The organism is Nocardia sp. NPDC127526, assembly GCF_042672265.1.
GTDB lineage: Bacteria > Actinomycetota > Actinomycetes > Mycobacteriales > Mycobacteriaceae > Nocardia.
In genome coordinates, this window is sequence record NZ_JBHXVO010000012.1 from 67,922 (window position 1) to 90,093 (window position 22,172).

22 protein-coding genes are annotated in these 22,172 nt (G+C 68.2%); 13 read left to right on the forward strand and 9 right to left on the reverse strand.

Annotated features, from left to right (window positions below; genetic code table 11):
• Positions 1-19: 19 nt before the first annotated feature.
• Genes solA through ACFVIV_RS20815 form a run of 4 tightly spaced genes read right to left on the reverse strand, consistent with a single transcriptional unit; the run spans position 20 to position 3,728 of the window.
• A complete protein-coding gene (gene solA, locus ACFVIV_RS20800) occupies positions 20-1,162 on the reverse strand; it encodes an N-methyl-L-tryptophan oxidase (protein ID WP_379198634.1) in 1,143 nt (380 codons plus the stop codon).
• On the reverse strand, positions 1,155-2,216 hold the full coding sequence (locus ACFVIV_RS20805) for an LLM class flavin-dependent oxidoreductase (protein ID WP_379198636.1): 1,062 nt from the start codon (positions 2,214-2,216) through the stop codon (positions 1,155-1,157). The genes solA and ACFVIV_RS20805 overlap by 8 nt, the downstream gene beginning before the upstream one ends.
• The gene (locus ACFVIV_RS20810; protein WP_379198638.1) at positions 2,213-2,446 is read right to left on the reverse strand and encodes a 4-oxalocrotonate tautomerase family protein; all 234 of its coding nucleotides are present in this window, start codon (positions 2,444-2,446) and stop codon (positions 2,213-2,215) included. The genes ACFVIV_RS20805 and ACFVIV_RS20810 overlap by 4 nt, the downstream gene beginning before the upstream one ends.
• Positions 2,447-2,462: 16 nt before the next feature.
• Entirely contained in the window at positions 2,463-3,728 is a 1,266-nt protein-coding gene (locus ACFVIV_RS20815) for a DegT/DnrJ/EryC1/StrS family aminotransferase (RefSeq protein WP_379198639.1), read from the reverse strand.
• A 291-nt stretch (positions 3,729-4,019) separates the two neighbouring features.
• On the opposite strand from ACFVIV_RS20815, the gene ACFVIV_RS20820 reads away from it, so the two are divergent.
• Positions 4,020-5,012, forward strand: coding sequence for an iron-siderophore ABC transporter substrate-binding protein (locus ACFVIV_RS20820; RefSeq protein WP_379198641.1), 993 nt, complete (start codon positions 4,020-4,022; stop codon positions 5,010-5,012).
• Positions 5,013-5,020: 8 nt separating this feature from the next.
• On the opposite strand, the gene ACFVIV_RS20825 is transcribed toward ACFVIV_RS20820, so the two are convergent.
• The gene (locus tag ACFVIV_RS20825) at positions 5,021-6,478 is read right to left on the reverse strand and encodes a DHA2 family efflux MFS transporter permease subunit (protein WP_379198643.1); all 1,458 of its coding nucleotides are present in this window, start codon (positions 6,476-6,478) and stop codon (positions 5,021-5,023) included.
• 255 nt (positions 6,479-6,733) lie between these two features.
• Here ACFVIV_RS20825 and ACFVIV_RS20830 point away from each other — a divergent pair, with 255 nt between their 5' ends.
• Genes ACFVIV_RS20830 through asnB form a run of 5 tightly spaced genes read left to right on the forward strand, consistent with a single transcriptional unit; the run spans position 6,734 to position 11,377 of the window.
• Positions 6,734-7,759 carry a pyridoxal-phosphate dependent enzyme gene (locus ACFVIV_RS20830; RefSeq protein ID WP_379198644.1) on the forward strand — a complete coding sequence of 342 codons (1,026 nt, stop codon included), beginning with the start codon at positions 6,734-6,736 and terminating at the stop codon, positions 7,757-7,759.
• A gap of 1 nt (position 7,760) precedes the next feature.
• A complete protein-coding gene (gene epsC, locus ACFVIV_RS20835; RefSeq protein WP_379198646.1) occupies positions 7,761-8,348 on the forward strand; it encodes a serine O-acetyltransferase EpsC in 588 nt (195 codons plus the stop codon).
• Positions 8,305-8,883 (forward strand): hypothetical protein, encoded by a 579-nt coding sequence (locus tag ACFVIV_RS20840; protein WP_379198648.1) that lies wholly within the window; start codon positions 8,305-8,307, stop codon positions 8,881-8,883. Before epsC ends, ACFVIV_RS20840 begins: the two co-directional genes overlap by 44 nt.
• Before the next feature lie 24 nt (positions 8,884-8,907).
• A complete protein-coding gene (locus tag ACFVIV_RS20845) occupies positions 8,908-9,519 on the forward strand; it encodes a disulfide bond formation protein DsbA (RefSeq protein ID WP_379198650.1) in 612 nt (203 codons plus the stop codon).
• A gap of 16 nt (positions 9,520-9,535) precedes the next feature.
• Positions 9,536-11,377, forward strand: coding sequence for an asparagine synthase (glutamine-hydrolyzing) (gene asnB / locus ACFVIV_RS20850; protein WP_379198652.1), 1,842 nt, complete (start codon positions 9,536-9,538; stop codon positions 11,375-11,377).
• 17 nt (positions 11,378-11,394) lie between these two features.
• Here the strand turns inward: asnB and ACFVIV_RS20855 are convergent, their stop codons facing one another.
• The 3 genes from ACFVIV_RS20855 to ACFVIV_RS20865 are packed head-to-tail and all read right to left on the reverse strand — an operon-like array spanning position 11,395 to position 13,426.
• Positions 11,395-12,102 (reverse strand): FadR/GntR family transcriptional regulator, encoded by a 708-nt coding sequence (locus ACFVIV_RS20855; protein ID WP_379198654.1) that lies wholly within the window; start codon positions 12,100-12,102, stop codon positions 11,395-11,397.
• Positions 12,103-12,155: 53 nt separating this feature from the next.
• Complete coding sequence (locus tag ACFVIV_RS20860; protein ID WP_379198656.1) at positions 12,156-12,971, reverse strand: metal-dependent transcriptional regulator; 816 nt, start codon at positions 12,969-12,971, stop codon at positions 12,156-12,158.
• 35 nt (positions 12,972-13,006) lie between these two features.
• Positions 13,007-13,426, reverse strand: coding sequence for a MerR family transcriptional regulator (locus tag ACFVIV_RS20865; RefSeq protein WP_379198658.1), 420 nt, complete (start codon positions 13,424-13,426; stop codon positions 13,007-13,009).
• 73 nt (positions 13,427-13,499) lie between these two features.
• Between ACFVIV_RS20865 and ACFVIV_RS20870 the strand changes: the two genes are divergently transcribed.
• Together ACFVIV_RS20870 and ACFVIV_RS20875 are read left to right on the forward strand one after the other, a co-directional pair.
• Positions 13,500-16,100, forward strand: a complete 2,601-nt coding sequence (locus ACFVIV_RS20870) for a PEP/pyruvate-binding domain-containing protein (RefSeq protein ID WP_379198660.1) — start codon at positions 13,500-13,502, stop codon at positions 16,098-16,100.
• Complete coding sequence (locus tag ACFVIV_RS20875; protein WP_379198662.1) at positions 16,097-16,777, forward strand: tyrosine-protein phosphatase; 681 nt, start codon at positions 16,097-16,099, stop codon at positions 16,775-16,777. The genes ACFVIV_RS20870 and ACFVIV_RS20875 overlap by 4 nt, the downstream gene beginning before the upstream one ends.
• Before the next feature lie 27 nt (positions 16,778-16,804).
• Here the strand turns inward: ACFVIV_RS20875 and ACFVIV_RS20880 are convergent, their stop codons facing one another.
• Positions 16,805-17,680 carry an NAD(P)H-binding protein gene (locus ACFVIV_RS20880; RefSeq protein WP_379198664.1) on the reverse strand — a complete coding sequence of 292 codons (876 nt, stop codon included), beginning with the start codon at positions 17,678-17,680 and terminating at the stop codon, positions 16,805-16,807.
• Between the two features lie 109 nt (positions 17,681-17,789).
• Between ACFVIV_RS20880 and ACFVIV_RS20885 the strand changes: the two genes are divergently transcribed.
• The 5 genes from ACFVIV_RS20885 to ACFVIV_RS20905 all read left to right on the forward strand — a co-directional run bounded on the left by ACFVIV_RS20885 (position 17,790) and on the right by ACFVIV_RS20905 (position 22,089).
• Positions 17,790-18,413, forward strand: coding sequence for a TetR/AcrR family transcriptional regulator (locus tag ACFVIV_RS20885; protein ID WP_379198666.1), 624 nt, complete (start codon positions 17,790-17,792; stop codon positions 18,411-18,413).
• Positions 18,414-18,425: 12 nt separating this feature from the next.
• Complete coding sequence (locus tag ACFVIV_RS20890) at positions 18,426-20,018, forward strand: MDR family MFS transporter (protein WP_379198668.1); 1,593 nt, start codon at positions 18,426-18,428, stop codon at positions 20,016-20,018.
• 69 nt (positions 20,019-20,087) lie between these two features.
• Positions 20,088-20,453 carry a GntR family transcriptional regulator gene (locus tag ACFVIV_RS20895; RefSeq protein WP_379198670.1) on the forward strand — a complete coding sequence of 122 codons (366 nt, stop codon included), beginning with the start codon at positions 20,088-20,090 and terminating at the stop codon, positions 20,451-20,453.
• Positions 20,450-21,346 (forward strand): ATP-binding cassette domain-containing protein, encoded by an 897-nt coding sequence (locus ACFVIV_RS20900; RefSeq protein ID WP_379198672.1) that lies wholly within the window; start codon positions 20,450-20,452, stop codon positions 21,344-21,346. Before ACFVIV_RS20895 ends, ACFVIV_RS20900 begins: the two co-directional genes overlap by 4 nt.
• A complete protein-coding gene (locus tag ACFVIV_RS20905; protein ID WP_379198674.1) occupies positions 21,343-22,089 on the forward strand; it encodes a hypothetical protein in 747 nt (248 codons plus the stop codon). Before ACFVIV_RS20900 ends, ACFVIV_RS20905 begins: the two co-directional genes overlap by 4 nt.
• The last annotated feature ends 83 nt before the right edge of the window (positions 22,090-22,172 follow it).

Consider the following 22,172-nt stretch of genomic DNA (forward strand, 5'->3'; position numbering starts at 1 on the left):
CTTCCAGAATGCGGGCCGCTCAACGGAACCGCTTCACATCCATGAACGAGTAGTCGAGCCGCGGCTCCTGCCCCGTCGCGAGATCGGCCAGCAGCTCACCGATTCCGGTGGCGTGCTTGAAGCCGTGCGCATTGTCGCCGCCCGCCACGATCACATTCGGCGATTCGGGCAGCGCGCCGAGGACGAACTGGTTGTCCGGGGTCAGCGTGAGCATGCCCACCGCGACCCGCGCGGGCTCGGGCCGCAGGCCGGGCAGCCGCTCGGCGAGCACGGCGCACAGTGCCGTCCAGTCGTCCGAGGTCACCGACCGATCGGAATCCCCGGTATCGAAGGGCGCCGCCGCGGCCCCGAACTGTTCCAGCCCGAGCTTGACGTCGTAGGGCGGCTCCGACCCGCAGCCCCACAGGATGGTGCTGCCGCCGATCTGCCGCATGAACACCGGGAAGTTCGCCAGGTGGAACCGCTCCTGCTCGCCCTCGGGCCGGAACCAGGTGACCGGCATCCGCACCACCCGCAGGTCGGGCAGCGGCACCATGGACGGCAACCAGGACCCGGTGGCCATCACCACGCGGCGCGCACGCAGCGTGGTCGCGGGAGTGTGCACCAGCACGTCGTCGCCATCGGGTTCGACGGCGGTGACCTCGGTTCCGGTGAGCACCCGCGCCCCGGCCGTCTCGGCCGCATCGAGCGCGGCGCGTATGGCCGCCTCCGGCCGCAGCAGCCCCGCCGACGGCTCCCAGACCCCGATATCGTCCGGGGACAGCCCGGTGTGCTGCGGAAACCTCTTGGAAAGCTGTGCGCGAGTGAGCTTCTCGACCTCGATGCCGTGCTCCCGCGCGGCGGTGAGCGTACCGCCCGCCACCGCCGAATACGGCGCTCCGATGAGCAGTCCGCCGTGCCGCCGCAGCAAGGAGGTGCCGGTCTCACGTTCGAGGGCCTCCCACAGTTCGGCGGAGCGGCGGGCGAAGGGCACCAGGCCCGGATGCTCCAGGCAGGTGATCCGGAACATCCGGCTGCCGCCGTGCGATGCGCCGAGTGCGTGCCCGCGGCCGTAGCGTTCGATGCCGATCGGCCGCAGTCCGCGTTTCGCCAACTGCCACAGGGTCATCGCACCCCAGGCCCCGAGGCCCACCACCAGGACGTCGGCGTCGGCCTCAGGCATCGAAGCGCGGCATTACGTCGGCGGCGAACAGCTCGAGCGCGCGCACCGCGTGCTCGTGTTCGAGGTAGCCCGGGTTCAGCTGCACGCTGACCTCGAGATCCGCGCCGAAAGTGTGTGTGACCCAGGCGATCTGCTCGGCGACGTCCTCGGGCGTGCCGGCCAGCACTTTGTGGTCGGTCAGCGACTTGCCGAAGTCGTAGGAGCGAACCTTGTCGATGAGCTTCTCGTAGCCCTGGTACGCCTGCGAGGTCGTCGACGCCCACGACGCGATCGCCGCGGTCATCTGCTCGATGTAGTTGTTCTCGAACTGCTCGCCCCAGGCCAGCGCCGTGGCCCGATCCTCGGCGACGTAGCAGGTGTACTTGATCTGAATGCGCCCGCCGCCCGCGGGCCGTCCCGCCGCGTCCCAGGCGGAGCGGTACCCGGCGAGCATCTCCGCCAGGGTCTCGTGACTGACGATCGACGGAACCACCTGGAGGTGATAGCCATTCGTGCCCGCCGCCGCACACGATTCCGGATTGGACGCCGACGCGACGAAAATCGGCGGATGCGGTTGCTGCACGGGCCGCGGCGTGAGGGTGATCGGCCCGAAACTGTGGAACTCGCCCTCGAATTCGACATCGGTCTCCGACCACAGCCGGCGGCAGGCCACGATGCCCTCGTCGAACCGGCGGCGGCTCTCGTCCATCGGCACGCCGAACCAATCGAATTCGTCGGGCAGGAACCCCCGCCCGAAGCCGGCGTCGAGCCGGCCGTCGGAGAGGTTGTCCAGCATGGCCAGCTTGCCCGCCAGCTTGAGCGGGTGCAGGAAGGCCGGGATCACCGCGCCGGTCGTGATCCGGATGCGCTCGGTGCGCGCGGCGATGGCGGCCAGCAGCGTCACCGGGTCCGGGCTGTAGCCGCCATAGGCCGAGCCGTGGTGTTCGACGGTCTGGACGTGGTCGAAGCCGGCCTTGTCGGCGCGTTCGGCCAGGTCGATGACCTCACGGTAGTACTGTCCTGCCGACTTCCGATCGGGTGCGAAGACAGGGAAGAAGTTCAATCCGAATTTCACCGGGACTCCAGGGGTGATGAGAGGGTGTCGGGCCAGGAATTCCGTGGGGCGGCGGGGTTTCCGCCGAGGCCCCAGCGGTGTGCGGGTACGGGATCGAGCACCACCCACACGTGCTCGCGAATGTCTTCGCCGTAGGTCTGGACCACCGCATCGGTAATGGCGGCGATCAGTTTCGGCTCGGTTTCCTCGGTGAGCCGCTTTTCCAGGATCTGCACGTGAATGAAAGGCATGGGGAGAACGTTCCGATCAGCTCAGGCTCAGCACGCGATGCCGGCCGAAGACTTCGTCGAGGCTGCTCCGCAGTGCGGAACACAGCAGGGCGATCTGGGTTTCGGTGAGGCTGGGATGGCACGGCAGGTTCATGTGCTCGGAGAACCAGAGCCGTTCCGCCGTGGGACATTCGCCGGGTCCGTGGCCGCGGGACTGCCATTCCGGCGTGAGATGTAAAGGGAAGTACCGCAATTGCACCTCGACCCCGCGGTGATCGAGAGCCTGGACCAGGGCGTGGCGGGCGTCCGCGCCCGCGGTGACGAAGAACGTGTACAGGTGATAGGCGTGCTCATTGCCGGATTCGACGACCGGCAAACGGATTTGGGGATGCTCGCCGAGCACTTCATCGAGCCGGGCGGCGATGTGCTGCCGTCGCCGCACCAGCTCGGGTAGCTTCCGCAGCTGCACCGTCCCGGCCGCGCACGCCGCCTCCGACAATGTCGCATTGGTGCCCGCGCCCAGGATTCCGGTGCAGGAGCCCCCGTAGACGCCGTCGGCGAATTTCATCCAGGGCAATGTTTCCGGCGGCGGGCCGAGCACTCCGGTCGACGGCCCGAAGGTCATGTCGACCTCGTTGTTGCGGATGCGATCCACCCGCTGCGCCCAGTCCGGGCGGTTGAACGTGATCATCCCGCCCTCGCCGAGGGTGGTGATGTTCTTCGAGGAGTGGAAGCTGAAGGTGCCTATGTCGCCCAGTGAGCCCGGCCGGGCGCCGCGGTAGGTGGTGCCGAGCGCATGCGCGCAGTCCTCGATCACGACCACGTCGTGGCGCGCCGCGATGGCGCAGATCTCTTGCATGGCAGCGGGATTGCCGCCGTAGTGCACCAGGATGATCGCCCGCGTGCGCGGGGTGATCAGGGCCTCCAGCTTGCGCGGATCCAGATTGAGCGTCTCCGGGTCCACATCGCAGAACCGCACTGTCGCGGGCGTGTCGAGCAGCGGCTGGATGGAGGCCTGAAAGGTCTGCGGCGTCGCCACCACCTCGTCGCCCGGCCGCAGGTCCAGCAGTCGGATGGCGATCTCCAGGGCGACCGTCCCGCTGGTCACCGACATGGCGTACCGGGTTCCGGCGTACGCGGCGAACTGGGCTTCGAACTTGTCCCGCCAGGGACCCCCGGACAGGGTCGGGTCGTGTTGGAGCACGCTCTTGAGCGCGGTGAACTCGTCGTCATCGAGTACGGATCCGCGTCGTGCGTAAGGGATTTGGTATCTGGCCGCGGTATGGCCACCGGTTGGGTTCACGCAGAGCACCCCAATTGTGTGGATGAGTGAAGCCTCGAAACAGGTGCAGTCGCCGGCGATGTGAGGACGATCGCGGCGGCCCCGGCCCTGGCATAGCGGGCTATCAAACGAGGCTCGAGTTACCTAGAACGAACAGCAGTCAACCTAACAGCAGATGTATGACTAGCGCAACAGCCCATGTTTCTGTAAACCTTTCCACATGGAAGGTTGCTCCGTTCCGGTTCATCCGTGGTGGCGCTATCGGCCCAGAGGTGAACCTCCCTTGTCCGGCAAGGGATTTGGGCTGCGCCGATGCCGCTGAAAACGTCCGCCGGCGGGCTCACCCGACGCGGCTTCCTGGCGGGTGCGGCCGGGCTTGCGCTCGCCGGCTGCGCGCCCGGCGAGGGGTCCGGCACCGGTCCCGCAGGCGATTTCGCCGTGACGGTGGATGGCAAACTTGGCTCCGCGGTCCTGAACCGATTGCCGCAGCGCGTGATTGCGCTGGGCTTCGGTCAGGACGCCGACGCCGCCGTGGCGCTCGGCGTAATCCCGGTCGCCATGGCCAAGGGCAGTTCGACGCCGAGCGGAATCCAGCCGTGGGTCGAGCCGCTGCTGGGCGGGGCGCACCCGGAATTGTTGCGGCTCAGCGAATCCGTGCCGCTCGAACAGGTCGCCGCGCTCGAGCCGGACCTGTTCCTCGCGGTCGGCGACTATCACCTCGAGACCTATTACGACACGCTCACCCGGATGGCGCCGGTGCTGAGCTACACCGCCGGGCCGAATCTCGACCAATGGCCGGAGACGACCCGCCGCATCGGCCGGGTGCTCGGCTGGGAGGACCGTGCGGCACAGGCGATCTCCGAGACCGAACGGAAGATCGCCGAGGCCCGCGACACCGCCGCACTGGCGGATCGGACCTTTACCGTCAGCTCGGTGGGCGGGGGACAGGTCTTCACGAAGAACTCCGCCGACGACGTGCTCGCGGTATCCCTTGCCCGATACGGAATTCGACTGTCCCCCACGGTCACCGCGCTGCCGTCCATCGCCACCAAGGGCATTGCGGGCGTCAGCCTGGAAATGCTCGAGCTGCTGGATGCCGATCTCGTGCTGGTCAGCTACCAGAACGACGCGCAGCGGCAGGCTTTCGAAGCCCAGCCCTTGTTCGCCGGGCTGCCCGCGGTGCGGCGCGGTTCCTATGTGGCGCTCGATCAGGCCGAAGCGCAGGCGTTGGCCTTTCCCTCCGCGCTCGCGGTCGCCTACACCGCCGAGCACATTGTCCCGAAGCTCGCCGCGGCGGCGAAATGAGCCGCGGCTCACCGGGATCCCCCGACACCGGCGGCCGGCTCGCGGACCTCGCCGGCCGCCGCCGCGCGACTGGACCGCGGTAGCGCGATGGCTCCCACCGCGGCGGCCGCGGCCACACAGCAGCCCGATACCAGGAACGCCGCGTCGTACCCGCTCACCAGCGCGTCCGGCCCGGCGGCCCGGCCCGCCGTCACCGCCGCCGCGACGGCGCTCATGACCGCCAGGCCGACCGCACCACTGGTCTGCCGCACCGTATTCAGGACAGCGGCCGCCACCCCGCTGTGCGCGGCCGCGACCCCGCTGGTCGCGACGACCGTCAGTGGAGTGAATGCCGACGCGGTGCCGAACCCGAACACCGCGCTCGGAACGGCGACAGTCATTACATAGGAACCGTCGCTGTCGAGAAGCATGGCCAGGGCCAGGAATCCGACGGCTCCGATCACGCATCCGAGCACCGCGGCGCGACGGGGCCCGAGTCGCACGGTCAGCGGCCCGGCCGCCTTCGCACCGGCGAACATGGCCAGCCCCGCGGGCAGGAATCCCGCGCCCGCCGCCAGCGGGCCGAAACCGTGCACGTACTGCAGGGCGAACGAAATGAACACGGGCGCACCGAAGAAGCCCAGGCCGAGCAGGAACATCACCACATTGGCGCTGCCGACCGCGCGGGCCTTGAACAGGCTCAGCGGCACCAGCGGGTCTGCCGCCCACTGGGCCTGGTGCGCCAGAAACGCCACGCACAGCACGATTCCCACGACCAGCGGACCGGCGACCACCGGCGCGGTCCAGCTCACGGACTGGGATTCCATGACCGCGTAGACGATTCCGGTCAGCCCGGCCGTCGCCAGCAGCGCGCCGATGATGTCGAGGCGCGGCCGCACCCCGGTGCGCGGCGCGCGGGGGAGCAGGCGCACGGTGCCCGCGAGGGCGATCAATCCGAGCGGCACGTTCACGAAGAACACCCACCGCCAGCTCCCCAGCTGTGTGAGCACACCGCCCGCGATCGGCCCCGAGGCCGCGCCCACCGCCCCGACCGCGCTCCAGGTGCTCAAGGCCCGGGCACGCGCCGCGCCTTCGGTGAAGGTGCTGGTGAGCAACGACAGGATGGTCGGCATCAGCAGTGCGCCACCGAATCCCTGCACCGCTCGCGCCGCCAGCAGGACCGGCGCCGCCGGCGCCAGCCCGGCCGCCAGGCTGGCCGCGGTGAACAACCCCATGCCGGCGAGCAGGATTCGCCGCTGCCCGAACACATCCGAGCAGCGCCCGCCGAGCAGCAGCGCCCCGGCGAAGGCGAGGGTGTAGGCATTGACCGTCCACGGCAGCGTGCTCGCGCCGAAACCCAGCTCGGCCCGGATCCGGGGCAGGACCACCGAGACGATGGTCGCGTCCAGCACGACCACGAACGAGCCGAGGCAGGCGAGCGCCATGACGAGCCGGTCGCGGTGGGCGTCGGTGGAACGCGTGCTCATGGATCCTCGGCTCTCTGTCTCGTCGGCTGGGTTAGGGTCACCTTGCCTCCTCAACCCGAGTTGAGGTCAAGCCGACAGATGTTCAAACATCTGATGTTCGACAGAGCAGTTGTTTACTGCTACCCTCAAAGACGTTCCGCGCGCGCGATATTCATTGCCTCTCACGCGGCATCGATCCCGCCGACTGCCGGAATCATTCCCTCTGCCGAAATCCCCGCGCCCTGTCTGTGGCGTGCCGGGGAAAGGACGACGAACGTGACCGAAACCTTCCAGTCCGAAATCGAACTATCCATTGCCGATCCGTTGACCGAGGCGCCCGATCGGACGGTGGCACTGGCCAGGCACCCCCGGCTGCGCGAGTTCGCCGACCGGCTGGGCGACACCCCGCTGGTGGAGGTCCCCGGTCCGCCGGGCGGCGCCCGGATCATGGCGAAATACGAATTCACCAACCCCTTCGGCTCGGTCAAGGACCGCACCGCCTTCGCGCTGGTGTGCCGGGCCATCGCCACGCACACCGGGCCGGAACCGCTGCGGCTGCTGGATGCCTCGGCGGGCAATATGGCCCGCGCGCTGGCCGGGATCGGCGAGCTGGCCGGAATCCCGATGCGGCTGGTGGTGCCCGCCGTCATCCCGCCGAGCCTGCTCACCGCCATCGAAAAGACCGGCGCGGAAGTCGAACTCGCCGATGCGGCGGGCGGCCTGCTCGGCATGATCAAGGTCTGCGAGGGGATCGCCGCCCGCGATCCGGGCCTGACCCCGCTGGTACAGCACCGCAATATGGCCAATATCGCCGCGCACGAATTCGGTACCGGCGCAGAGATTCTCCAGCAGCTGGGCGAGGACCGCCCGGCCGCCTGGGTGGGCGCCATCGGTACCGGCGGCACCCTGGCCGGGGTGTATCGCGCACTGCGCGGGCGCTCGCCCGAACTGCTGGTCGCCGGGGTGACGCCGTCGGAAATGCCCTACGGCACCGAGCGGGCGCCGCACTCCGAACCGCGATTCGCGGGCGCGGGCGGCTTCGGCAATGGCCTGCGTCAGCCGTTCATCGACACTCAATTGCCCGGCGCCGCACACCATCACGTGCCGTATGCCGAAGCGCTGCACGGCATGCTGGAGTACCGCCGCCAGACCGGCACCTCCATCGGCGCCTCCGCCGCGGCCGCCTGGCTGAGTGCGAAAAAGGTGGCCGCGCAACTGGATCCGGACCAGATCGTGGTCACCCTGTTCGCCGACGCCGGGCCGGAAGAGGACTGGCAGCGAGCCGAACAGCTGGCGTCCTGACGTGCGCCGACCCATAGCGCGACTACGCGAGGACATTGCCACCGCCCGCGACAGAGACCCTTCGATCACCTCGTCCCTGGAGGCCCTGTGCCATCCGGGACTGCCCGCGGTCTGGTGCCACCGGATCGCGCACCGGCTGCACCTGCGCGGCCACCGCATCGCCGCCCGCCTGCTGTCCAATGCGGCGAAAGTCTTGACCGGCATCGAAATTCATCCCGGAGCGCGGATCGGCCGGCGCTTCTTCATCGACCACGGGGACGGCGTGGTGATCGGCGAGACCACGATCATCGGCGATGACGTGACCCTCTATCAGCAAGTGACGCTGGGAGCGATCGGATTCTGGCGCGACAACGCCCGCCCCGCCGGTGAGGCCCGCCACCCGCGGCTCGGCGACCGCGTGGTCATCGGCGCCAAGGCCACGGTGCTGGGCCCCGTGACCATCGGGGACGGCGTCACGGTGCCCGCGCACAGTCTCGTGCTCACCCCCATCGAATCCGGACAGCGTATTCACGGCCGCGCCAACGGCCTCGAGACAGGAGCTGGAAATGGACAACGAACTCATGGCGAGCATTCGCTTCGACGAGGATGAACTGCGCGGCCGGGTGGCCCGATTCGCCGAGCTCGTCGGGACCGACGGCGGCGCACCGGATACCGCGCTGGACCGGTGTGCGCGAGTGATGTTGAACGTCATCGGTTTCCGGCCGCCGCAGCGAGGCGCGGACGACGAGCGGGTCATCTCCCCGATCGGCGCGAAGAGCTCCGGGAACGCGCCCATCGATATTGCCGAAGGCCTCAACCTCGCCTACATCAGGACCCGGCCCGGCAATGGCACCATCCTGCACAACCACGACACCAACGAGACGTTCATCCCGATCAGCGGCACCTGGCGGTTCCGCTGCAATGACGAGGACGACCTGTACGTCGACCTCGGGCCCTTCGACGTCATCTCGCTGCCCGCCGGTCTGCAACGGCGGTTCACCAATCTGGCCAGCGACTCCGGCAAGGACGAGGAGAGCCTGATGATCGTCATCGTGGCCGGCGACCGGCCGAAATCCGTCATCTATCCCGAGGTGTTGCAGGCCGCCCGCGAGGTGGGCAGCTACACCCCGGCCGCCTTCGCCTGACCGGCCGAATATCGAGGAAAAACAATGAGCGACAACCCTATCCGGGCCGACCTCTGGTTCGACCCCATCTGCCCGTGGGCGTGGGTCACCTCGCGCTGGCTGCTCGAAGCCGCCGAGGTCCGCGATATCGACCTGCGCTTCCACCTGATGAGCCTGTCCGTGCTCAACGAGGGCAACCGGTTGCCCGAACAGTACGAGGTCATGATGCGGGAGGGCTGGTTCCTCTCCCGCGTCCTCACCGCCGCCGTGCGCGATCACGGCGAGAAGATTCTCGAACCGCTCTACACCGCAATGGGAACGCGCATCCATCCCGGCGGCGATGCGGACTATCCCGTCGTCACCGTGCTGGCGCTGGAGTCCCTCGGGCTGCCCACCGATCTGGCGCGCGCCGGGACGGACGCCTCGCTCGATGCGGCGATCCGGGAAAGTCACGGCGCGGCAATGTCTTCCGTCGGCACCGATGTCGGCACACCCGTCGTCCGCATCGACGGCAAGGCGTGCTTCGGGCCGGTCCTGTCGCGCATCCCGCGCGGCGAACAAGCCGGGCTGATCTTCGACGGCGCCCGGCTGCTCACCGGTTTCGAGCACTTCTTCGAACTGAAGCGGACCCGCACCGAAGAGCCCGCGTTCGACTGACTATTTGGGAGAGACGATGTGCGGAATTACGGGCTGGATCTCGTTCGAGGACGATCTGCGTAATCAGCGCCCGGTCCTCGACGCCATGACCGCCACCATGTCCTGCCGCGGACCCGACGCCGGCGGCGTCTGGTCGTGCCGCGAGGCCGGGCTGGGCCACCGCAGGCTGGCGGTGATCGACCTGCCCGGCGGTGCGCAGCCCATGACGGCGGACACCCCGGGCGGCCCGGTCACGCTGGTCTACAGCGGCGAGGCCTACAACTTCGCCGAACTGCGAAAGGAATTGGAAGACAAGGGACATCGCTTCCGCACCGACAGCGACACCGAGGTCGTCCTGCGCGGCTATCTGGAATGGGATGCGGGAGTAGCGGAACGGCTGAACGGCATGTACGCCTTCGCCGTCTGGGATTCCCGCAGCCGCAAACTGGTGCTCATCCGGGACCGAATGGGTGTGAAACCCCTGTACTACCAACGGGTTCGCGGGGGAGTGCTGTTCGGTTCGGAACCGAAGGCCATTCTGGCCAACCCGCTGGCGTCGCGGACCGTCGACGCCGACGGGCTGCGGGAGCTGATCGCTTTCACCAAAGCGCCCGGCTGGTCGCTGTGGAAGGACATGGCCGAGGTCGAACCGGGCACCATCCTCACCGTGGACGCCGACGGGATCCGCTCGCGCACCTACTGGAAGCTCGAGACCACCCCGCACACCGACGACCGGGACACCTCGGTGGCCACGGTGCGCGAGCTGCTCACCGACACCGTGCACCGCCAGCTGGTCTCCGATGTGCCGCGCTGCGTATTGCTTTCCGGCGGACTCGATTCCAGCGCCGTCACCGGGCTCGCGGCGGCCCACCTCGCCGCCCGCGGGGAGACGCTGCGGACCTTCTCGGTGGACTATCTCGGTCAGGAAGAGAATTTCCGGCCCGACGAAATGCGCGACACCCCGGATTCGCCGTTCATTCGCGATGTGGTCGGCCTGGTCGGTTCGGCGCACGACGATGTCATGCTCGATCCCGCCGCGCTCACCGATCCGGCCGTGCGCCGCGCGTGCGTGGCCGCGCGGGATATGCCCTCCGGGCTCGGCGATGTGGACACCTCGCTGTATCTGTTGTTCAAAGCCATTCGGCAGCAGTCCACGGTGGCATTGTCCGGGGAGGCGGCCGATGAGGTGTTCGGCGGCTATCGATGGTTTTTCGAAGAAGAGTCGAGAAATGCGAAAATGTTCCCGTGGTTGGTGTTTCGCAATGCGGTAACCAGTGATCGGGAAGAACTGCTGCGCCCGGATGTCCGGAAGCTGCTCGATGTGCCGGCCTATGCCGCCGATCAGTACGCCACGGCGGTGGCGCAGGTCGAGCATCTGCCCGGCGACGACGAATTCGAACGGCGCATGCGAGTCATCAGTCACCTGAACCTGACTCGCTGGGTCCGGATTCTGCTCGACCGCAAGGACCGGATGTCGATGGCGGTCGGATTGGAAGTACGCGTCCCGTTCTGTGATCACCGGCTCGTCGAATACGTCTACAACACGCCCTGGGCATTGAAGACATTCGACGGCCAGGAGAAGAGCCTGCTGCGGCAGGCCGCCCGGCACGTGCTGCCCGAATCGGTGGCCAAGCGGCTGAAGAGCCCGTATCCCTCCACCCAGGATCCGGGATATGCCGTCGCACTCCAGTCGCAGGCGAAAGAGCTGCTCGCCGAGAGTGATTCACCGGTATTCGAATTGGTGAGCCGGGACTGGCTGCAGGAGGCCGTGCAGGCCGAGGCGGCCACCCTCAGCGGGCAGACCCGGCACGGCCTGGATCGCGTGCTCGATCTGTACCACTGGTTCGACCTGTATTCGCCACGGCTGCAGCTGGATTGACAATGCGAACCGCGCCGCTACGCTTCCTCGGCGGCGCGGTTCTGCACCTGGGTCAGCAGGTCGACCGCCGTATCGATGATCACGGCGACGGCCTGCTCGGCCCGGTCCCCGTCACCCGCGGCGATGGCCTCGGCGAGGATGTCGTGATCCGGGAAATCCTGGTGCTCGCGGCGCAATTCGGCCGTCACCGCGGCCACGCCCGCGTTCAGCGCGTAGCTCAGCCCCTCCCACAATTCGATCAGCACCGAATTATGGGTGGCGCCGATGATCGCGCCGTGGAATTCGTGGTCGGCGGCCAGGAACGCGTCCTCGTCACCGGCCGCGCGGGCGGCGTGCTGATTCGCCAGGGCCTGCGTAATTCGCGCCAGGTCCGCATCGTTGCGCCGCTGCGCCGCCGCGCGGGCGGCCTGGCGCTCGATGCTGTTGCGAACCTCGAGTATCTCCAGCACATTCGCGGCCTTGGTGCGCCGCAGCAGCGCCGCGGACAATCCGTGCCGGGCCCGCACATAGGTGCCGTCGCCCCGGCGGGGTTCGAGCAGCCCGGCGTGTTCGAGGGCGCGCACGGCTTCGCGCACCGTGCTGCGTCCGACGCCGAGTTGCTCGACCAACTCTTGTTCCGGCGGAATTCGGGAACCGACCGGCCATTCGCCGTTCTCGATCATCTCCTCGAACTGTTCCACCACGGTGGAGGAAAGGCGCGCCGTGTTAGCAGCCCGAAGTGGCATGAGGAACTCCCAAGAAACGGCGGATTATCAGCCCAGAGGATTGGTATGACGTATTAATGCCCGCTGAATATTACATGACACATTGTGTTTCGCCTACATTCGCCCCGGGTGTTCTGCGCCGCAGCGCGACGCGTGACCGCATTGTGTTTGCGCGCCATCCCTTTCGGGTCCGCGCCGGTGGGATCGCAGACGATAAGCATCGTCGCTTGACGGCGATCGAGCACCAGCGTTCCCGCATCTCCGGCCTCGATCACATGGCCGGCCGGCGTGAGCGTCAGCAGTGCACCCGGAGTGAGCCCGGCGGCCAGCAGTTTTCGCAGGAAGGGCACGTCGTCCTGGATTCGCTCGCTGATGCGGTACAGCTGCACCACCCGGCGTCCGGTACGGCCGGCTGTCGAAAGCTGCTGTATCCCATGGGGAGCGGGCGGCGGGGGCGCGTCGGTCACGCCGAGTTCGGCCAGGCCCGGAATCGGCGCGCCGTAGGGGCAGAACCGGGGTTCGCCGCAGAGCTCGAAGATGCGGCGTCCGGCGTCCTCGGAGATCACATGCTCCCAGCGGCACGCCTCGGCGTGCACCTGCGCCCAGTCCAGCCCGATCACGCGGTGCAGCAGGACCTCGGCGAGGCGGTGCTTGCACATCACCCGCACCGCAAGGCGTTTGCCCTCCGGCGAGAGTCGCAGCTGCCGGTCGCCGTCGACCAGCAGCAGGCCCTCGCGCTGCAAGCGGGCCACGGTCTGGCTCACCGTGGGCGCGGTGTGCCCGAGTCGTTCCGCAATGCGGGCGCGCAGCGGGACGACGCCGTCCTCCTCCAGTTCATAGGCTGCCTTGAGGTACATCTCGGTGGTATCGATCAGGCCTTGGACGGTCATGCCCGCAGAGTCTGGCTGCTCAACCCGAGTCGAGGTCAAGCGCAGGTGGTCTCCGAATCCGGATCGGCGCCGGGCAATTCCACGGTGGACCGGAACTCCGGGCACTGCTCCAGGGCGTTCTCGCGCTGGCATTCGAGCAGATGGGTGAGGTAGGCGCGGGTGGTCTCCAGCTTGCGCAGCTGGGAGTCCACGGCTTCGATCCGCGCGGCCACCGTGTCCCGCCAGTCGTGGGTGGCGGTGCGGCCGGCCAGCACGGTCGCGATCTCGTCCAGGCTCAGCTGACCGGTATCGCGCCACAGCCGGATCAGGGCGATCCGATACAGCTGATCGCGGTCGTAGTAGCGCCAGCCGGACCGGCGGTGCGGTGTGATCAGCCCTCGGCGCTCCCAGTAGTGCAGCGTCGAAACAGGCAGGTCGAACCGGGTGGTGACGTCCCTGATCGAGGTGTACTCCATCGCGTCATTTGAACTCAACCCAGGTTGAGAAAGCAAGCTGAGCCTAATCAAACACTCATGGGAGGTAATGGACGTGACGATCGACGACATCGACCGGACGGCCCCCGTCGTCCTCGGCCTTGCCGCGGTCGGAAGCGGCATGCGGGACCTGGTGGGCGGGAAGGCCGCCAATCTCGCGGAGATGGCGGCCGCGGGCTTCCCGGTGCCCGGCGGGTTCTGCGTGACCACGGCCGCCTACCTGGCGGCGGTCTCGGCCGACGAACTGCTCGACGCGCTCGCGCGGACTCCGGCCGAGGATGCCGAACGCCTCGGTGAGCTCGCCGGGCAGCTGCGGGACTTCATTCTCGCGACGCCGATACCGCCCGCCCTCGAAGCCGCCGTTGTTCGAGCCTACGAAGAGCTTTCGGGTGGTGAGCCCATCGCTGTCGCCGTGCGGTCGTCGTCCACCGCCGAGGATCTGCCCGATGCCAGCTTCGCCGGCCAGTACGACACCTATCTCAATGTGCTTGGAGCCCAGGGCGTTCTGGACGCGTTGCGGCAGTGCTGGGCGTCGCTGTGGTCCGAGCGGGCGACGCGCTACCGGGCGGCCCACGACACCGACCACTACCCGGCCATCGCGGTGGTCGTGCAGCGCATGGTCGACGCCGCCAGCGCCGGTGTGCTGTACACGGCGAATCCGGTGACCGGCAAGCGATCCGAGATCGTGGTCGAGGCCACGCCCGGTCTCGGGGAGGCGGTCGTCTCCGGGACCGTGACACCCGATCACTACAGCCTGACCGCGGACGGCGCGCCGATCGAGGCCCCGGAGGACGGCTGCCTGTCGGCGGCTCAACAGGCCGAACTGGTGGCCATGGGCCGTAAACTGGAGCGGCACTTCGGTGTTCCCCAGGACGTCGAGTGGGCGTTCAACCGCGACGGCGAACTGTGGCTGACCCAGTCCCGGCCGATCACCACGCTGTTCCCGGTGCCGCACTCCAGTCATTCCACCCCACGCGCGTATTGGTCGGTCAATGTCTATCAAGGCATCAGCCAGCCGTTCACGCCCATGGGCGCGGACATGATTCGCGAGCGCCAGCGCGGCATGCAGACCTATATGCAGACCCTCGGCTTCTCGGCCTTCATCACCGATGTGCACGGCTGGCTGTTCTGGGATATCACCGACGGCGTGCGCAGCCCGGCCAAGCGCCCGAAGATGGCCGCCTTCGTGGACAGCCTCGCCGCGCCGTCCGGGCGGATCGTCGAACAACTCGGCCGGGATCCGCGATTCCCTTCTCTCCCAATGGGGTCGGAGGGCGACACCCCACCGCAGCCGCGGCGGCGGCGCTGGGAGCGAATGATTCCGGCCTGGCTGTGGCCGGATACGGCGCGCGGCCGGGTGCTCCGGGATGCGGACAAGCGCCTGCGCGCCTTCGCCGGACCGGCCGAGGCGAGTGCCTCCGAACGCCTCGCGTTCGTGGAATCGGTGCGGCGCGATGTCTGCCGGATCGAGGCCGATCTCCCGCGCGACGCCAATACGGCGGGCCATGTCGGCGCTCAGCTGGCGGCCGACCTGTTGCGCGACTACGCCTCTCAGGCCGAGATCAATGCCGTATTCCGCGGCGTCCCGCACAATCCCACCACCGAGATGGACCTCGTGCTGTGGCGGCTGGCGGCGCGCATCCGCCGTGACGGCGCGGCCTCGCGCCTAGTGCTCGAGACGGCCGCGGACGAGCTGGCCGCCAAGCAGCTGGCGGGCACGCTGCCCGATCTCGTGCAGCACGGTGTGGCGGATTTCCTGCGGGACTACGGCTGCCGCGCCACCTCCGAGATCGACTTCGGGGTGCCGCGCTGGTCCGACGATCCGGAGCCGATCTTCGCCATGCTGGCCAACTTCCTGCGCGCCTCCGATGTGGAACAGGATGCCGAGGCCCGGTTCGCCGCGGCCGAGGCCGCCGCCGAGGCGACGATCGATGAACTGGTCGCGCGGGTCCCGAAAACCCGTGCGCCGCAAGCCTTGCTGGCCCGATTCCTGCTCCGCCGGTCGCGGCGGCTGCGCGGCCTGCGGGAGTTCCCCAAGCTCTGCCTGATGCGCGGTTTCGCCCTGCTGCGGGCACAGCTGCTGCTGGTCGGCGCGGAGCTCGCCGGCGCGGGAAGGCTGGAGCGCGCGGACGATGTCATGTTCCTCGAGCTCACCGAAGTCCGTGCGGCCGTGGACGGCCGGGACTTCCGGGCGGAGGTGGCCGCGCGGCGCGAGATCCACGACCGGGAGTCGCGGCGGCCCCGCGTGCCGTCGATCCTGATCTCCGACGGCACCGCGCCCGAACTCGAAACCGGTTCCGCGGCAAGGACTGCCGATCTCACCGGCCTGGCGGCGGCCGCGGGGGCGGTGACCGGCCGGGCCCGCGTGGTCGAGGATCCGTCCGGCGCGCGGGTGGAACCGGGCGAGATCCTGGTCGCCGCCACCACCGATCCGGGCTGGACACCGTTGTTCCTGACCGCGGCGGCGCTGGTGACCGAGACCGGCGGCATGATCTCGCACGGCACCACCGTCGCGCGCGAATACGGCATCCCCGCCGTGGTGGGCGTGCCCGATGCCACGCGGAAAATCCGCACCGGGCAATGGATCACGGTGGACGGCACCGCGGGAACCATCACCTTCGACACGCGCGCGCCGGAGGAAGGAGACGACCGATGACCATGGTCACCTCGCCGCTCACCGGCGCGTTCAACTTCCGCGACACCGGCGGCGGCCGGATCCGCCGGGGCCGGTTGTACCGCAGCGACACCCTGCAAGCGCTGACCGATGCCGATCGCGAGCTGCTGATCGAATGGTTCGGCGTCCGTTGCATTCTCGACCTGCGATCGGAAACGGAGGCGCGCGCCGAAGGCATCGCGGATCTCCCGGGTGCCCGCTACGCCCACGTCCCGCTGCGCACCGTGCAGAGCGGTCGATCGTCCCGCCTCGAGGACATCTACGTCGACCATCTCGCGAACGACGTCAACCTCCCGATGGCCATCGAGACCCTGTCCGCTCTGCTCCCGCGCCCCACCGTCGTGCACTGCGCCTCGGGCAAGGACCGCACCGGCATCGTCATCGCGATCACCCTGGGCCTGGCGGGCGTCCCACGCGAGGCGATCATCCGCGATTACCTGCGCAGCGCCGATGGCATGCCCCGGGTCGTCGAGCGCTTCCGCCACTACAACCTGCCGGAGCACCTCTTCCGCTGCCCGGAGTCCGCCATCACCGCCCTGCTCGACGCCATCGATCGCGACTTCGGCGGTTTCGCCGGCTGGGCCACCTACGCCGGCGTTCCGAACGCCGCCATCCTCCGGCTCCGCCGCAGCCTGATCATCACCATGCCGCAGGGCTAGGGCGGGAAGAGCCGGGGCCGGGAAGGGTCAGGGCCGGGACCAGATCCCGGTGGCGGCCGCCTTTCCGGCCCACTCCTCGATGCTGGTCGGCGCGCGGCCCAGCACACGCTGGACGCCGTCGGCCAGGTCGGACAGGTGGCCGGCGCGCATGACGGCGAAGAGGCTGTCCATGGCGGCGACGCCGACCTCGTCCCATCCTTCGGCGCGGAGTTCGGCGCGGTATTGCTCGGGTGTCAGCTCCTCGAAGCGGATTTCGCGGCCGGCCGCCGCGGCGATAATGGCCACCGCCTCGGGATAGGACAGCCGGCGCGGGCCGGACAACTCATAGATCCGGCCAGTGTGACCGGGCTCGACGAGGACCGTGGCGGCGACCGCGGCAATGTCCTCGACGTCGATGAGGGGTTCGAGGATGCCGTCGACGGGGAGGCCGAGCCGGCCGGTGAGTAGCGGAGCGTGCCAGAGATCCTCGGTGAAGTTCTGCAGGAAGTTGTTGGCGCGCAGGATGGTCCACTCGACGCCCGAATCGCGCACCGCCGCTTCGGCGGCGGCCATGCCCTGGCCGAAGTGTTCGTCGATGTGCTCGATACCGCGGCCGGACAGGGCGACGAAGCGGCGCACGCCCGCGGCCACCGCCTGCTCGACGAAGTCGGCGACCGGTTCCGGTTCCTCCGGCGCCACGAGGTAGACGGTGCCGGCGCCGGTCAGCGCCGGGGCCCAGGTGGTGCGGTCCGACCAGTCGAAACGGATTGTGCTGGAACGCGATACCGGTCGCACCCGGGCGCCTGCGGCGCGTAGCCGCTCGACCACGCGGCGCCCGGTCTTGCCCGTGGCGGCGAGGACGAGGATCTCATCGTTGTGCTGTGCCATGACTCGATTCCAGTCCAGGCGAGCGGGTTCGGCCATGGATCACCGTCCACGGTCCATAGGAGTTCGTCCACCGGGCGGTCCTGTGATGAGCGCCTCATTAAATTGCAGTTTCTGAAAAATTGCAGTTTCTGCTAAATTTTCGAGCATGGGTGCTGCGAAGGGCGACGAGCCGGAGCTCGGGCTGCGGGAGCGGAAGAAGCGGCAGACGCGGCTCGATCTCTGTATGGCCGCGCGGCGGTTGACCGTTGAACGCGGGCTCGATGCGACGACCACCGACGACATCGCGAAGGCGGTGGGGGTGTCGCCGCGGACATTCTTCAACTACTACGACACCAAGCTGGATGCCGTGGTCGGGCCGGTCACCGAGATCGGGACGCCGCAGGCGCGCGCGGAATTCATCGCGGGCGGGCCGACGGGGGTGCTCATCGATGACGTGGTCGCGCTGTTCGCCTCCGATTACGAGCCGGAAGCGGAAGTGCGCGAGAGCATCGCCCTCGTCGCGGAGATCATCAAGACCGAGGGGCGCGTGCTCGCGGCCTTCATCGCGGCCGGCGCGCGGCACGAGGCCGCCGTGCGGGAACTGCTGTCCGCGCGCAAGGGCGAAGAGGTCGACGCCGAATTCGCCGGTGTCACAGCCGGAATCATGTCGAATCTCAGCACCCGGGCCGCCATGTCGCTGGCCACCAATCCCGATCGATCCCTGGCCGACGCGATACGCGCGCAATGCGCCCTGGCGGCCGAGCTGTTTCGCCGACCCGACAACGAGTAAGGAGCACGACCGATGACCACGACGGCCGAGTCGCCGCCGGCGCCTATCGTCCTGACGCAGAAACGAATTTGGCTCATCTTCTCCGCATTGATCGCGGGCATGTTCCTGGCCAGCCTCGATCAGACCATTGTGGGCACCGCCATGCCGACCATTGTCGGCGAGCTCGGCGGCGTAAACGAAATGGCCTGGACCGCAACGTCGTACCTGCTGGCCACCACCATCGTCATGCCCATCTACGGCAAGTTCGGCGACCTGTTCGGCCGCCGCTGGCTGTTCCTGTTCGCCATCGGCGTGTTCACCCTTGCCTCGGTCGGGGCGGCGTTGTCGACCGGCTTCTGGGAGTTCATCGCCTTCCGCGGCCTGCAGGGCGTCGGCGGCGGCGGTCTGATGATCCTGGCGCAGGCCATCATCGCCGATGTGGTGCCCGCCAAGGATCGCGGCAAGTACATGGCGCCCATGGGCGCGATCTTCGGCATCACCTCGGTGGCCGGACCGCTGCTGGGCGGCTTCTTCGCCGATCACACCGGCTGGCGCTGGTGCTTCTGGATCAATGTGCCGATCGGCATCGCGGCCATGGTCATCGCGTTCAAGTACCTGAGCATTCCCAGCCACCGGCCCAAGACCAAGCCGGACTACCTCGGCGTCGTGCTCATGTCGTCGGCGACCACGCTGCTCATCCTGCTCACCGACTGGGGCGGCAAGCGCTACGAGTGGGATTCCACGGTCATCCTGTCCATGATCGCGGCCCTGGTGCTGGTGGTCGGCACGTTCATCGTGGTGGAATCGCGCGCCGAGGAGCCCATGCTGCCGCTGTGGCTGTTCCGCAACCGGACCTTCGTGCTCACCTCGGCCATCGGCCTGGTGGTCGGCCTGGTCATGTTCGCGGCGCTCGCCTTCATCCCGACCTACCTGCAAATGGCCACCGGCGCTTCGGCTTCGGTGTCGGGCCTGCTGCTCATTCCGATGATGGTCGGCATGATGGCCACGCTCATCTCCTCGATGAGCGCCATCACCAAGACCGGCAAGTACCGCGTCTACCCACCGGTCGGCGCGCTCATCATGGGCGCGGGCATGCTGTGGCTGACCCAGCTGAACGCCGACACCTCCATGTGGGTGGTCTCGGGCATGCTCTTCGTCATGGGCGCCGGCCTGGGCCTGATCATGCAGATCATCGTGCTGGTGGTGCAGAACGCGGTGACCCCCGATCAGATCGGCACCGCGACCAGCGCCAACAACTACTTCCGGGAAATGGGCGGCGCGATCGGTGTGGCCGTCTTCGGCTCCATCTTCACCAATCGCCTGACCGAGGGCCTCGCCGAAGCGTTCCGGGCCAATGGCGCGCAAGCGGCCGGGCTCGACCCGAGCGCCCTGGTTCCGTCGGTGGTCAAGCACCTGCCCGAGCAGCTGCACGACGCCATTGTCGGCGCGTACGTCGACGCCCTGGTGCCCGGCTTCTGGTACCTGATTCCCGGTGTGGCCCTGGCCTTCCTGCTGGCGCTGTTCATCCCGCACCTGAAACTCTCCGACGAGGCCGGCATGGTCGCGCGCGGCGAGGCGGTGCTGGCGGAGGACCTGCCGGAGAAATCGGATACGCCGATCGGTTGACCTGCCGCTCGAAGGCTTCTATGGTTCATTACACAAGTAATGAACCATAGAAGCACACAGGGGTGAGCCGTGTTCGACGACCGCAGCCCGATCTATCGGCAGATTGCCGAGCGAATCCGGGCCGATGTGTTGCACGGCGCGCTGGAGGAGGACCAGCAGATCATGTCCACCACTCAGTACGCCGAGATGTTCCGGATCAATCCGGCAACGGCGGCCAAGGCATTTCAGGAACTGGTCGCCGAGGGGGTGGTCTACAAGCGCCGCGGCGTGGGCATGTTCGTCGCGCCCGGCGCGCGGGGCCTGATCGCCGGGCAGCGACGGGAGCGATTCTTCGCCGAAATGGTCGATCCGATGATCGCCGAGGCGAAGGCGCTGGGGATTCCGCTGGATCAGGTGATCGCACGGATCCGCAACGGGGAGGGGGGTTCCCGATGAGCGTCATCGATATCGACGGCCTCACTCTCCGCTATCCGCAGGGAAAGACGGACGTCCTGCACGAGGTGTCACTGCACCTCGCCGAGCAGCGCATTGTCGGGCTGTTCGGCCGCAACGGCGCGGGCAAGACGAGTCTGCTGTCGGTGCTGGCGGCGTTCCGCAAACCGACGTCCGGGCACGTGCTGCTGGACGGCGCGCCGGTGTGGGAGAACCCCGACAGCACTCGGCGGATCTGCTTCATTCGCGGCGGTGGCGACACCGTCGAGAACAACTGGCCGGAAGACCGGGTCGCGGACGCCCTCGCGATGGCGAGCATGTTGCGCCCCAACTGGTCCGCCGAGCGCGCCGCGGAACTGGTCGCGAAATTCCAACTCCCGCAGCGGACCCGGCTGAGCGAGCTGTCCACCGGCCAGCGATCGGCGCTCGGTGCCGTGCTCGGGCTGGCGGCAGGCGCACCGATCACGATTTTCGATGAATCGCACCTCGGCATGGACGCGCCGTCGCGGCGAGCGTTCTACGACGAGTTGTTGCGCGAATACGCCGAGCGCCCGCGCACTTTCATCCTGTCTTCACATCTCATCGACGAGGTCGGGCCGTTGCTCGAGGATGTGGTGATCCTGCACGAGGGCCGGATCCTGCTGCACGAGGACGCGGAGGCGTTGCGCGGCAACGGCGCGGCGGTGACCGGGCCGGTCGACCGGGTCGACGCCTTCATCACCGGGCTGAGCGTATTGGATCAGCGGCAGCTGGGCGCGACCAAGCGCGCGACCGTGCGCGACGCACTCACCGACGGCCATCTCGGCGCGGCCCGCGCCGCCGGGCTCACGGTGGAACCACTTGCCCTGCAGGACTTGTTCATTCATCTCACCGAGAGGGAAGGGGGACGGCGATGAACCGGATGTCCTACTCCGTCCGAACCGGCCGCTTCGCCATCGCCCGGCACCTGTGGCACAGCAGTGGCGTCGTGGTGCTGTGGGCCGGACTGCTGATCTTCATAATGGTAACCACAGTGGTGATCAGCCTCTTTCGCGATATCGAGATCAGCGCTTGGAGCGCGTCCGACTCCATACCCGGCTGGTACATGTTCGGCATGGGGATCTACGTGACCGCCGTCTACCTGCCGATGTATCTCGCCCACGGCATCACCCGCCGTGAATTCGCGAGGCAGGCACTGCTTTTCGGTCTGGTGCTGGTGACCGTCGGCGCGGCGTTGATGACGCTGGGCTTCGCCGTCGAACGCCTGGTGTACCGGGTCGCGGACTGGCCGCAGGTCGCTCTCGATCCCGCCCCGCGCGGGCTGTACGACTCCGCCGATCAGTACGGCTGGATCTTCCTCTCGTTCCTGCTCACCTTCGCGGTCTATCACGCGGTCGGCGCGGCCATCGCGGCTGCCTTCTACCGCCGCGTCTGGGGTGGGCTGGGCGGCCTCCTGCTCATCCCACTGGGCCTGCTGCTCATTACCGCGACCGCGACGACCGGTGTCACCAGCGCGCCGGCCGGCAGGCTCGCGGACGTGCCGGCAGGAGATCTCGGCGTCCCGCTGATCATCGCCGTCTGCGTCGGCGCGGCGGTTATCGCGACCGCGGGCGCCTGGGCGCTGATCCGCGACCTCCCGGTGCGCACCGGCCGCGGCTGAGTCTCGGATCCGACAGTGGTGGGCGGGGGGGGGGGGCCCCCCCCGAGTTTAAGAGAACAAAACAAAAATATGTGAAATATTTG